The following is a 13,033-nucleotide window of genomic DNA, read 5'->3' as shown; positions in this document are numbered from 1 at the left end:
TTTCTTTGGGGCTTTTGTATCTTAATTATGAGTTCAGGAAAAATTGCTCAGGTTGTTGGCCCAGTTGTAGACGTTAAGTTTGCAGTTGGTGATAAATTACCTGAGATAAATAACGCCCTTGTTGTTTATAAAAATGGGGATAAGAATCAAAAGATTGTTCTTGAAGTTGCCCTCGAATTGGGGGATGGTATGGTTCGTACTATTGCTATGGAATCTACAGATGGTTTAACTCGAGGACTTGAAGTCTTGGATACAGGTCGTCCAATTTCAGTGCCAGTTGGTAAAGAAACATTAGGTCGTGTTTTCAATGTCCTTGGAGATACCATTGACCTTGAGGAGCCTTTTGGGGAAAATGCAGAGCGTGAACCGATTCATAAAAAAGCGCCAGCTTTTGATGAATTATCAACTTCATCTGAAATTTTAGAAACTGGTATTAAGGTTATTGACCTGCTTGCTCCATATCTAAAAGGTGGTAAGGTTGGTCTTTTTGGAGGAGCAGGGGTTGGTAAAACAGTTCTTATCCAAGAATTGATTCATAACATTGCCCAAGAGCATGGTGGTATTTCGGTATTTACCGGTGTTGGTGAACGCACCCGTGAGGGTAATGATCTCTACTGGGAAATGAAAGAATCTGGTGTTATTGAAAAGACAGCCATGGTCTTTGGTCAGATGAATGAACCACCTGGAGCACGTATGCGCGTCGCTCTTACTGGTTTAACAATAGCTGAATATTTCCGTGATGTCGAAGGTCAGGATGTCCTTCTCTTTATTGATAACATTTTCCGTTTTACTCAAGCAGGTTCAGAAGTTTCAGCGCTTCTTGGTCGTATGCCATCTGCAGTTGGTTATCAACCAACTTTGGCGACTGAAATGGGGCAATTACAGGAACGCATCACTTCAACGAAAAAAGGTTCTGTAACATCAATTCAGGCGATTTATGTCCCTGCCGATGACTACACAGACCCAGCACCAGCGACAGCCTTTGCTCACTTGGATTCAACGACAAATCTGGAGCGTAAATTGACACAAATGGGGATTTACCCAGCGGTTGATCCATTGGCCTCTTCATCACGTGCCCTTTCACCAGAAATTGTTGGTGAGGAACACTATCAAGTGGCTACAGAAGTTCAACGTATTTTGCAACGTTACCGTGAATTGCAAGATATCATTGCTATTCTTGGTATGGATGAATTGTCTGATGATGAAAAAGTGCTTGTTAGTCGTGCGCGCCGTATTCAGTTCTTCTTATCACAAAACTTTAACGTAGCGGAGCAATTCACTGGTCAGCCAGGTTCTTATGTACCTGTAGTAGAAACAGTTCGTGGCTTTAAAGAAATTCTTGAAGGAAAACACGACATGTTACCTGAAGATGCTTTCCGTAATGTTGGACCAATTGGTGATGTGATTGAAAAGGCTAAGAAAATGGGTTATTAAGGAGGTCTGTGGATGACGTGTATGACAGTTCAGGTCGTTACACCTGATGGTATCAAATACGACCACCATGCTAACTATATTTCTGTGAGAACCACAGATGGGGAGATGGGGATTTTGCCTGGTCACCTTAATATTATTGCCTCTCTAGACGTCCACGAGATGAAGATTCGTCGTATTGACGATGATAATCATGTGGACTGGGTTGCTATTAATGGTGGTATCATCGAAGTCAAAAATGATTTTGTGACGATTGTAGCTAATTCTGCGGAACGTGAGCGAGATATTGATGTTAGTCGTGCGGAGCGTGCAAAAATCCGTGCGGAACGTGAACTAGAAGAAGCTCAATCTACCAAGGATATAGACCAAGTGCGTCGTGCTAAAGTCGCATTACAGCGTGCCCTTAATCGGATTAATGTAGGAACCCATCAATAAGTTGAGTATAAAAAGCCATCAGTGAAGTATCCGATGGCTTTTTAGATTGCAATAATGGATTAATAACATTTTTAGAAAATGATAGGTTACAGACTATTTTCATTGACTGAGAAGGTGTCGCCGTGTTGGAGATCTCCGTAGTTATAACCTCGGTCAAACCATCGTTTACGTTGCTCTGAAGTTCCGTGAGTAAAGCTATCTGGCATCGCACGTCCGTAGGCTTGTTCTTGTAAGTGGTCATCACCAACTGAGTGCGCGGCTGTCATGGCTTCCTCAATATCACCAATATCAAGCAATCCTTGTCCGTCAACATAGTTTGCCCAAGCACCTGCATAATAGTCAGCTTGGAGTTCAAGGCGGACATTTAGTTTGTTGGCTTCTTTTTCTGATAGCCCACGACGGGCACTGGCGTATTTACTCATGGTCCCAAGTTGATTTTGAACATGGTGTCCGACTTCATGGGCAATGACATAGGCCATGGCAAAATCGCCAGGGGCTCCGTATTTGGTTTTTAAATCTCCGTAAAAGCTCAAATCGAGGTAAACGGTATTATCAGCTGAGCAGTAAAATGGACCAGATTTAGCAGAACCTGCACCACAGCCTGTTGTAGTGTTATCTGTATAGAGAACTAATTTTGGTGCCTCGTAGGTAAGGCCGTTACGTTTAAATTCTTGATGCCAGTAATCTTCCGTAGAGGCGAGAACTTTTGAAATAAATTCGCCATCTTTATCGGTAACCGTTGACGTACCAGAATGCCTAACTTGGCTAGATTGATAGTTACTTGAGGTTCCGCCAAGGATATTGCCAAGACCTGAGCCACCACCCAGAAAGAGGAGCAAGACAAGAAGAACAATTTTTGTTTTCCATCCTGTGCGTGAGAAGAGGAGGTGCAGAAGAAGGTTGCTGCCAGCTCCGCCCATGTTAAGTCCGCCGCCAGAGGACCCCTGTCCACGTTGGTCGCGGATATTATCACTTTTTCTTAAATCATCAATTTTCATAGCGTTGAGTGTAATCCTATAAGGATTAATGGGAGCAAACTTTAAATTATTTTATAGCTACCGTAATCTTATAGGACATGCTTTGTTTACGGGAAACGAAAACATTCCTTTCTTCATATTAATCATCTTTATTATACTTGAATTTTCGGATTTCGCCTAGTAAAGTGCAACATTTGACAACAGAAAAGCAAAGCGTTTTTTGTTATAATAGAGAGACAGAATGGGGGATCAGATGAAACTTCTATATACGGATATTAAGCAAGATTTGACGATTATTTTGACGAGGGAGGCGCAGAAGTTTGCGGAGGCTGGCAAGCGTGTGTTTTATATTGCTCCCAACTCGTTGTCGTTTGAGAAGGAGAAAAAGGTTTTAGCCAATTTACCACAAGGCGCTTCTTTTAGGATTACGGTGACACGTTTTGGGCAAATGGCTCGCTATTTTTTACTGAATAAGGCACTACCCAGGGAAAGTCTTGATGAAATGGGTTTGACCATGATTTTTTACCGAGCCTTGTCTCGTTTTGATGAAGGGGATTTGCAGATTTATGGCAAATTAAAAAAAGATATTCAGTTTATCAAGCAATTAGTGGACCTTTATCAAGAAATGAAATCATCTAACATGTCTCCTATTGATTTGGAAGGGTTGGATAATCAAGCTAAGCGGTCAGATCTGTTGAAGATTTTTATAGCGGTTGAGGATTTACTACGCCAACATGATTTTGATAATCAGACCAATCTCAGTCATTTTGCTCAAGAAATTAAGTCTGGGCTTCTTGATGGGGCTTTGTCTGAGATGGTAGTCATTATTGATGGCTTTTCTCGTTTTTCAGCAGAGGAAGAGCAATTGGTTAATCTCTTACATCAAAAAGGGGTAGAGCTAGTTATTGGTACCTACATGAGCCAGAAAGCTTATGCAGCCAATTTTTCGGTAGGAAATAGCTATCAGGCTTCGATTGATTTTATCCGTTCTTTAGCAAAGGCGTACGCTACAAAGCCAATTTATCTCCCTAGTGAGGATGTCTCTGAGACTGCTTTTTCTCGTCTGAGTCGTCTGGTGGAGTGTCAGCATGATTTTACTGAGACGGACGAGGTCTTTTTGGAAGAGGATAAGGCGGCTATTACCATCTGGGAGGTGGTTAATCAGCGTGAAGAAATCGCTCAGGTAGCTAAGCGCATTCGTTATCTCTTGAGTAAGGGAGTCCGTTATAAGGATATCTGGGTCTTACTTGGCGATGTCGAGAGCTATCAGTTACAGGTCGCTAAAATTTTTGATAAGTTTGATATTCCTTTTTATATTGGGAAGGCTGAGAGCATGTCGACACACCCTCTCGTTAACATCATAGATGCTCTGTGTCGTCTGAAACGCTATAATTACCGTGCAGAAGATTTACTTAATCTGATTAAATCGGGTCTGTTTGGGTCATTTTCACAGAAAAGCATTGACCGTTTTGAACAGTACGTCCGCTATGCAGATGTGACTGGTTTTAACAAGTTTAATCGTGATTTCACGGCAAATATCTTGCTTCGAACAGAGGAACATGAGGATGGGACGACAGCAAAGATTTATCGTTATGATTTGGAGCAAATAAATAGCATGCGCCGTCAGTTGATGACTGCTTTGACAGGACTTTTATCAGCTAAAAAGCAAAAAGGAAAAAATCTTCTGACTAAGCTCAGCCATTTCTTTGAAACCATTCAGCTGATGTCTAATTTATCAGTTTTGACTGAAGAGGTTGATGCTAAAGAACGTGATCAACATGAGCAGGTTTGGGGAACTTTTTCTAAACTGTTAGAGCAGTTCTATCAGATTTTTGGGGAAGACAGTCTCTCTGTAGAGGAATTTTTGTCAGTATTAACGTCTGGTATGATGGCAGCCCAGTATCGTACAGTGCCTGCAACGGTCGATGTGGTTACGGTGAAATCTTATGATTTGATTGAACCACACTCAGCCCCTTATGTGTTTGCTTTAGGATTAACGCAGGCTAATTTTCCAAAATTGACCGTGAATCAATCTCTCTTATCAGATGAGGAGCGAGGCCATTTGAATGAAGTAACTGGAGATTCCGCTAAATTTGACATTGCTTCACATGAAAATCTCAAGAAAAATCATTTTACAGCCTTATCACTTTATCATTCAGCCACTAAGGCTTTGGTGTTATCCAGTCCAGAATTGTCTGGTGATGGCAGTAGTGATTTGTCTCCCTATCTGAAAGAATTAAAAGCATTGGGTGTACCAAGTGAGGAACGTGGGTTACATTTTGAGGCAAAAGGGGAGAAAATTGGGCACTACAAGGATGTTTTGGCGACAGCCCTTGCTATCAATCGTGGCGAGTTAGATCGTAAGTTAACCAAAGAAGAGCAAACCTTTTGGTCAGTTGCCGTTCGTTATTTACGTCAAAAATTACAAGAGAAAGCCCTTCTTATTCCGACGGTGTTAGAGGAGGTTAAAACGACCCGAGTTTCGCCTGAAGTTATGGAAGTGCGTTTTCCTCTTGAAGAGCCCATTCATTTATCAATCTCTGGTTTATCCACTTATTATAATAATCAATACCTTTATTTTATTCGTTACGTTTTAGGCTTGGAGGAGAAGATATCTATTCATCCAGACGCTAGTATTCATGGTCAGTATTTGCATAGGGTCATGGAGCGCCTACTTAGCGAAGCGCCAGCTTCTGAGGATTTTGATGGGGCTTTGGAAAAAGCTATCGCAGAGACAAATGAAGAGCCGAGCTTTGCCTTTACCTACAGTGATGATGATCAAGAAAGCCAACTGGCTAGAAGCATCCTAGAGGATGTCGCTAGAAGTACAGCTAGTCTTTTCAAGAATGAGCGTCAGCTGGATATTTTATCTCAAGAAGAACGTTTTAGTTTTGATATTGGGAGTGAGGTCAAGGTCAATGGGATTATTGACCGTGTGGATAGGCTTTCTGACGGTAGTTTGGGAGTTGTAGATTACAAGTCGAGTGAGATCAAATTTGATTTGGAACGGTTTTACAATGGATTGAATAGCCAATTGGTAACCTATTTGCAGGCTTTGAAAGAGCGTTACGGCATTGAGACAGAACAGTTATTTGGAGCTATGTATCTTCATATGAAATCTCCGTCGGTTAAGATGTCTGACTTGAAAGCTCCTGAGGATATTCTGACGCAACATTTGACTAGTCTGACTTATCAGGGGTTATTTGCAAAGGGAGAAAAAGCTCATCTGGCAGAAGGACCCTATAGTCTGACGAATCAGTTGTATGACAAGGCGGAGATAGAAACTCTGTTGGCATATAATCAGCAACTCTTCCAAGAGGCGACAACAGGTATTCGTTCAGGTAGCTTTGCAATTAACCCTTATACATCGGATCTTAAGTCAGTACAGGGAGAACAGTTGAAAAATATTACACATTTTGAAGCCGATAGGCATATGCTGACTCATGCACGACGTTTGAAAAAACTTCCTCGAAAAGGAAGAGGGATTGATCGAACACAGGCATTGTCTTTAATGGGAATAGAGGAAGAAGAAAATGATTTTTAAGGATTGGGCTTGGACAAGAGAGCCAGAAATGTATTGTATTTCAGAACATGAAATAACTGTAACAACACAGCCACATACCGATTTGTGGCAACGGACTTATTATCATTTCCGTAATGATAATGCGCCTGTGTTTCAGATGGAGACGGGGGAACAGTTTTTTAGCTTTGTCGTCAAAACGGATTTTTCTGGAGCTCAACACCGCTTTGATCAGTGTGGTATTGTCATGTACTTAGACAGTGAGAATTGGTTAAAAGCATCAGTTGAGTATGAAAATGAGGCTTTTCAGCATCTTGGTAGTGTGGTGACCAATGGGGGGTATTCAGATTGGGCGACTACTGAAATTGATACCTCTCAACGAGTGATGTGGTACCGTTTTAGCCGTCGTGGTGATGATTTTTGCATTGAAAATTCATTGGATGGTGTGACATTTCATCAAATGAGAATTTGTCACATGGCAAAGGCGCAGGGAGTTATTCAATTTGGAATCTATGCCTGCTCACCAGAGGAATCGTCCTTTGAGGCTGTTTTCTCTGACTTTGCCCTGTTAGATTGCCAATGGCAGGCTCATAAAGGTCAAGCACCAGATGAGGGAGAGGATGATGAGAATTAAACCCTTTTTAACATCTGAGGAAATTGCTGCGCGTGTGGTAGAGGAACTGGCTTCTGATAAGCCTAGAAAACTGACCCCAGAGCAAATCGAAGCAATTTATAGTAACGGGACAAATATCTTGGTCTCCGCCTCAGCGGGCTCAGGAAAAACCTTTATCATGGTACGACGCATTTTGGACATGATTAGTCGCGGTGTAACGGTTGATAGACTTTTTATCTCGACCTTTACCGTTAAGGCTGCTGGGGAATTAAAAGAACGATTGCAGGCTGGTTTGCTGGAGCTTCTTCAAGAAACAAGAGACGAGGAGACAAAGGCTTATTTGTCAGAGCAATTAGCCCTATTGCCAACTGCAGATATCGGAACCATGGATGCCTTTACCCAAAAATTGGTGAGTCAATACGGTTATCTGCTAGGGATTTCTCCTGTTTTTAGGATCATGGCTGACGCTTCTGAACAAGCTCTACTGCGTCAGGATGTCTATGTGGATCTTTTTTCAGATTACATGACTGGAAAAGATGCTCAGACTTTCAAACGCTTAGTGAAAAATTTTTCTGGCAATAGTAAAAGTAGTAATAAATTTCGTGACTTGGTTTATCAGATTTACTACTTTAGCCAGGCGACAGCCAGTCCCAAAAGTTGGTTAGCTGATCAGTTTTTAGTTGCTAATGAGACGCCAATTGAAGACCAATTGGCTAGTTATCTTGCTGATTTTTTGAGTCCGAGTGTTTTGGATCAAGCAATTTCTGAAGCGATAGCGTTTTTCCAACACCATTATGAAACGGTGACCAAGGAATTTCAAAAATCTTATAAATACCTGACAGCGGTTGAAGACCTCTTGGCTTTGTTGACTGATTTTGATGTGTTGGCTAGTCAGGACTACGTAGCTGAGCAGTTGGAGAAAATAGTTGCATTGTCAAGCCAAATAACTATGCGGGTAGGAAATGTCAAAGATGAAGAACTCAAATTGTTTGCTAAGGGGTATAACCAAGAGCGTCCAACATATTTGTCGCCTTTTTTAGAAGCGAAGCGGGCTCTGATGGAGGCTGCATTTTTGAGAAAATATCAACCAGAAACCCTACCTTTACTAGAACTTTTGAAGGATTTTGTCGCGGATTTTTCTGGTCAGTATTTGCAAGCGAAAATACAGGAAAATGCTTTTGAATTCCATGATATTGCGCACTTTGCTATTGAGATTTTAGAAGAGTTTCCAGAGGTGGCTAGGTCTTATCAAGATCGTTTCCACGAAGTGATGGTCGATGAGTATCAAGATAATAGCCATATCCAAGAGCGTATGTTAGAACTTTTGTCAAATGGGAAAAATCGTTTTATGGTGGGTGATATCAAACAGTCTATCTACCGTTTCCGTCAGGCAGATCCTCAGATTTTCAATCAAAAATTTAGACTGTTTCAAGAAAATCCAGATGCCGGTAAATTGATTTTGCTCAAGGAAAATTTCCGTTCCAGCTCGGAAGTTTTGGATGCTACTAACGATCTCTTTAGTCACCTCATGGATGAAAAAGTGGGCGATATTCGCTATGATGACCGACATGTATTGATAGCAGGTTCCGATGGGCAAAAAGAAAAAAAACTTGAAAATAAGACGCAGTTGCTTGTCTATAACACAGATAGTAGTGACTCCCAGGAAACAGAAGCCACTGATGAAAGTACGGTTTCTCAAGGTGAAATCGCTATTGTCCTCAAAGAAATCATCCGTCTTCACAACGACGAAAAGGTTCCATTTAAGGATATGACCCTCCTTGTTCGGAGTCGTACAGGAAATGATTTGCTATTGTCTTTATTTGAGAAGCACGGGATTCCACTGGTAGCTGATGGCGGTCAAAGTAACTATCTCCAATCTCTTGAAGTCATGATTATGTTGGATACCCTGCGTGCGATTAATAATCCTTTAGATGATTACGCCTTGGTTGCTCTATTGCGCTCACCCATGTTCCAATTTGACGAGGATGACCTCGCTAGGATAGCTGTTCAAGCTAAGCACGGTGATTTTTATGACAAACTAGAGCTTGCTCAGGAGAGACGCGGTGCTCATGCAGACTTGGTGACAGATGACCTTAAGAAAAAGTTGGATATTTTTATGGAGACCTTCCTTTCTTGGCGGTCTTTAGCAAAAAGATTGGCGCTTTATGATTTGATTTGGACGATATATAATGATCGTTTTTACTACGATTATGTCGGAGCCTTACCACGCGCAGAGCAGAGACAAGCTAATCTTTATGCTTTAGCTCTTCGAGCTCATGCCTATGAAAAATCTGGTTTTAAAGGTTTGTCACGTTTTATCACCTTGATTGATAGGATTTTAGCCAGCGAGCATGATTTAGCGGATGTGGAAGTGACGCCCCCTAAAAATGCGGTGCAACTCATGACGATTCATAAATCAAAAGGATTAGAGTTTAAGTATGTCTTCATCCTAGGTGCCGATAAATCCTTTTTCAATGCGCAAACTAGTGACCAGTATCAAGGTGTCATTCTCAGTCGAGACCAGGGGATTGGTATTAGATATTTAGCAGATATGACAGCAGATTTCTCGGATACGCGCTTACCTAAGCTTCAGGTCAAATTGGATACCATTCCCTTTCAAAGGAATCAAAAAGAGACTAAAATTTCTGCTCTGTCTGAACTGATGAGGCTTCTCTATGTCGGTATGACACGTGCAGAGAAACGACTGTACCTTATTGGAAAGGGGAGCCAAGAAAAACTATCAAGTAAATATAATGGTGATTCCAAAAACGGTTTTCTTCCATCATGGCAACGAGAAGAGATGACGACCTTTCAAGATTGGTTCTTATCGGTAGAAGCAGCTTTTAAAACAGAACAGTTGGCTTTTGATGTGGTTTATATTGATCAAGCGGAGCTCGTTTCTGATAAAATTGGGCGACTAGAGATTACCGAGGAAATTCACCCTGATGATTTGTCTCAAAATCGTCAGTCTGCAGAGATTGAAAGGGCACTGACTATTCTTAAATCAGTGGATGACATCAACACTAAATACCGCTCTGCCATTAACCTACCAACCCTAAGAACTCCAAGTGAAATCAAGCAGTTTTATGAGCCGATTATGGATACCGATGGTCTTGAAGTGATGGGAAAAGCAGTTGCTGAGAGTAAGCAGGAGAAATTAATTTTTGCCCTACCTAATTTTGAAACAGGCACTTCTCAGACGGCTACTGCAGTTGGTTCAGCAACCCATGAGCTCATGCAACGCCTAGATATGACTAAACCTATAACAGAATCAGCCATTAAACAGGCGCTTCAAACTGTTCAAGGAGATAAAACAGTCAAAGCTCAGGTGAAAACAGATAAGATTTTAGCCTTTTTTGAAACGGATTTAGGTAAGGAAATAATGACCAATACCGATAAACTCTATCGTGAAGCCCCCTTTGCCATGCTCACTAAGGATAAGAGTAGTGGTGAAGAATTCGTTGTCCGTGGAATTGTTGATGGTTATCTTCTTTATGAGGACCATATTGTCCTTTTTGATTACAAGACAGATAAATTCACAAACAGTCATGGTATCATCCAACGCTACCAAAATCAAATGGCACTCTACGCTCAGGCACTTAGCCAATCTTATGGGATTGCTAAGGTTGACAAATACCTAGTGTTATTGGGTGGTGAGACTTTTGAAATCGTGAGAATAGACTAATCAAAAAATCGAGCCGTATAGCTCGATTTTTTAATGTAAGACAAAATGTTCGATATGGATATTGTAGTCAGAATAGTTGTTGTGGAGGTGGTCAGCAATTTCTTCGTACAAGGCTTTAACTTCAGCAATTTTTTCTGGTTGGTCTGAACCGATATAGTGGAATTGACACTCAATTGTTAAGAATAGTTGGTGGAAGAGGTCGTTCATTCTTTCTAACTTATCAAGGAGCTCATGGTCATTTTGGATAAAATCAGGGATTGCCTTGCGTTCGTCAGCATAGGCATCCTTTGGGGTTAATGGGTAGGTACCGTATTCTAGGCATAGTTCATAGGTCATGGGAATGTCTCCTTGGAATTTCTTACTTCCACTATACCACAGGCGGTGGGGAATGTGAAACTATCTGCTCTGCGTTTCTAAAAAACCAAAAATTATCGCATTAACGATTGGATACCGTAGCATAATTTGCTTTACCTTTGTGAAAAAAACCACAAGCAAAACCCTTTGGAAGGAGGTCAAAGCACGATATAATAGAAACCTACTATGAACTCGTATGAGAAAAAGGAGAAAAACATGTCGAACAACATCCGTGTATTACTTTATTATAAATATGTTCCAATTGAAAATGCGAAAGCATACGCTCAAACGCACCTTGATTTCTGTAAATCAATTGGTCTGAAAGGTCGCATTCTGATTGCTGACGAAGGAATAAATGGTACTGTTTCTGGTGACTATGAAACAACTCAGAAGTACATGGACTGGGTACACTCTGATGAGCGTTTTGCAGATCTCTGGTTTAAAATTGACGAGGAACCCCAAGATGCTTTCAAGAAAATGTTTGTACGTTACAAAAAAGAAATCGTTCACCTTGGTTTAGAAGACAACGATTTTGACAGTGATATTAACCCATTGGAAACAACAGGTGAATACCTTAATCCACAACAATTCAAAGAAGCTCTTTTGGATGAGAATACGGTCGTTCTTGATACCCGTAACGATTATGAATATGATCTTGGTCACTTCCGTGGTGCAATTCGTCCAGATATCCGTAACTTCCGTGAGTTACCACAATGGGTCCGTGATAACAAAGAAAAATTTATGGAAAAACGTGTGGTAGTTTACTGTACGGGTGGTGTCCGCTGTGAGAAATTCTCTGGTTGGATGGTTCGTGAAGGCTTCAAAGATGTTGGTCAGCTCCACGGTGGTATTGTCACTTATGGTAAAGACCCAGAGGTGATGGGTGAACTTTGGGATGGTGCTATGTATGTTTTTGACGAGCGTATCTCAGTCCCTGTTAATCGTGTGAATCCAACTGTTATCGGACGTGACTACATTACTGGTGAGGAGTGCGAGCGCTATGTCAACTGTGCGAATCCATACTGCAACAAGCAAATTTTCATGTCAGAAGAAACGGAAAGCAAGTATGTTCGTGGTTGCTCTGCTGAGTGTCGTGCTCATGAACGCAACCGCTATGTAGCAGAAAAGAACTTATCTCGTGAGGAATGGGCAACACGTTTAGAAGCGATTGGTGAAACATTACCAGAAGTGGTCATGGCGTAAAACGATAGTGGGACAGAAGTCATGATGTCGAAGTCTTGACTTCCCCTCGCTCTCTGATTTCTAAGCTCAGGCTGAAACTGTCTACTGAACACTTTCACCACCTCCGTATAGCTCAAAAGGTTTGGGGAACCTTTTGAGGTGGGGAATAAGGCGAACGAAGTTCGTCTCAATCGTTAAGGTCTGGGAGACCTTTGGAGGTTGGAAATAAGATGAACGATGTTCATCACATTTGTATAGGATGGCCGCTAACGATTGTGTGGTACCCAAATAGTCCAGTAGACTATTTGAGGTGGACACTTGAAAATGAAGAAGTGTCCAGTTGCAGACCTCCAATCAACCACTGCGTCAATCTGTTATTACTCTCAAAAAGAAAAGGTTGAGATATTTTTATACGAAAACTTCAAAAAAAGTGCAAAACTTCCTCCCCTATGTTACAATATAGGCGAAAAATTTTTAGTTTTGGATTGTTAGCTCGTCTCTAACAATCTTTTTTGTTGGCAAAATTCAGAATAAGTCAATTGATAAGACAAAAGAATATAAGCTAGTTTAAGTAACTAATGAGCAATAGCTATATTAGCTTTTTGTGGGCCTCTTCTAGATTTTAATCGATTAAACCGTTCAGCTATAGGACTGCCTTTTTGTCGTCTAGCCACAAAGACAGCTTGACAAAGGCACTTTTTTAGGTAAGCATTACCATGTCTTATTCGGTTACTTCGTTTTTTACCAGCACTCTCATGATTTCCTGGACATAACCCAGCCCAAGAACTTAATTGACCAACTGTTGGAAGTTGGTTCATCTCAACACCAACTTCAGC

8 protein-coding genes and 1 pseudogene are annotated in these 13,033 nt (G+C 41.2%); 6 read left to right on the top strand and 3 right to left on the bottom strand.

Going from position 1 to position 13,033, the window contains the following annotated elements:
• The first annotated feature begins 27 nt into the window (after positions 1-27).
• A complete protein-coding gene (atpD, locus tag ACFPQ3_RS02195; RefSeq protein ID WP_156807101.1) occupies positions 28-1,434 on the top strand; it encodes a F0F1 ATP synthase subunit beta in 1,407 nt (468 codons plus the stop codon).
• 12 nt (positions 1,435-1,446) lie between these two features.
• Positions 1,447-1,866, top strand: coding sequence for a F0F1 ATP synthase subunit epsilon (locus tag ACFPQ3_RS02190; RefSeq protein WP_121834303.1), 420 nt, complete (start codon positions 1,447-1,449; stop codon positions 1,864-1,866).
• Positions 1,867-1,952: 86 nt separating this feature from the next.
• On the opposite strand, the gene ypfJ is transcribed toward ACFPQ3_RS02190, so the two are convergent.
• Positions 1,953-2,864, bottom strand: coding sequence for a KPN_02809 family neutral zinc metallopeptidase (ypfJ, locus tag ACFPQ3_RS02185; protein ID WP_156807102.1), 912 nt, complete (start codon positions 2,862-2,864; stop codon positions 1,953-1,955).
• Positions 2,865-3,096: 232 nt separating this feature from the next.
• On the opposite strand from ypfJ, the gene rexB reads away from it, so the two are divergent.
• Genes rexB through addA form a run of 3 tightly spaced genes read left to right on the top strand, consistent with a single transcriptional unit; the run spans position 3,097 to position 10,661 of the window.
• Positions 3,097-6,387, top strand: a complete 3,291-nt coding sequence (gene rexB, locus ACFPQ3_RS02180) for an ATP-dependent nuclease subunit B (RefSeq protein WP_156807103.1) — start codon at positions 3,097-3,099, stop codon at positions 6,385-6,387.
• Positions 6,377-6,997, top strand: coding sequence for a DUF1349 domain-containing protein (locus ACFPQ3_RS02175; protein WP_156807104.1), 621 nt, complete (start codon positions 6,377-6,379; stop codon positions 6,995-6,997). The genes rexB and ACFPQ3_RS02175 overlap by 11 nt, the downstream gene beginning before the upstream one ends.
• A complete protein-coding gene (addA, locus tag ACFPQ3_RS02170) occupies positions 6,987-10,661 on the top strand; it encodes a helicase-exonuclease AddAB subunit AddA (RefSeq protein ID WP_156807105.1) in 3,675 nt (1,224 codons plus the stop codon). Before ACFPQ3_RS02175 ends, addA begins: the two co-directional genes overlap by 11 nt.
• A gap of 30 nt (positions 10,662-10,691) precedes the next feature.
• Here addA and ACFPQ3_RS02165 read toward each other — a convergent pair whose 3' ends face one another.
• Positions 10,692-10,997, bottom strand: a complete 306-nt coding sequence (locus ACFPQ3_RS02165) for a hypothetical protein (RefSeq protein WP_156807106.1) — start codon at positions 10,995-10,997, stop codon at positions 10,692-10,694.
• Between the two features lie 234 nt (positions 10,998-11,231).
• Here ACFPQ3_RS02165 and trhO point away from each other — a divergent pair, with 234 nt between their 5' ends.
• A complete protein-coding gene (gene trhO / locus ACFPQ3_RS02160; protein WP_156807107.1) occupies positions 11,232-12,218 on the top strand; it encodes an oxygen-dependent tRNA uridine(34) hydroxylase TrhO in 987 nt (328 codons plus the stop codon).
• A 467-nt stretch (positions 12,219-12,685) separates the two neighbouring features.
• Here trhO and ACFPQ3_RS02155 read toward each other — a convergent pair.
• A pseudogene (locus ACFPQ3_RS02155) lies at positions 12,686-13,033 on the bottom strand (transposase); the annotation flags it as partial.

It is taken from the genome of Streptococcus caledonicus, assembly GCF_042656225.1.
GTDB classification, from domain to species: domain Bacteria; phylum Bacillota; class Bacilli; order Lactobacillales; family Streptococcaceae; genus Streptococcus; species Streptococcus caledonicus.
This window is presented reverse-complemented; position numbering and strand designations above follow the sequence as displayed.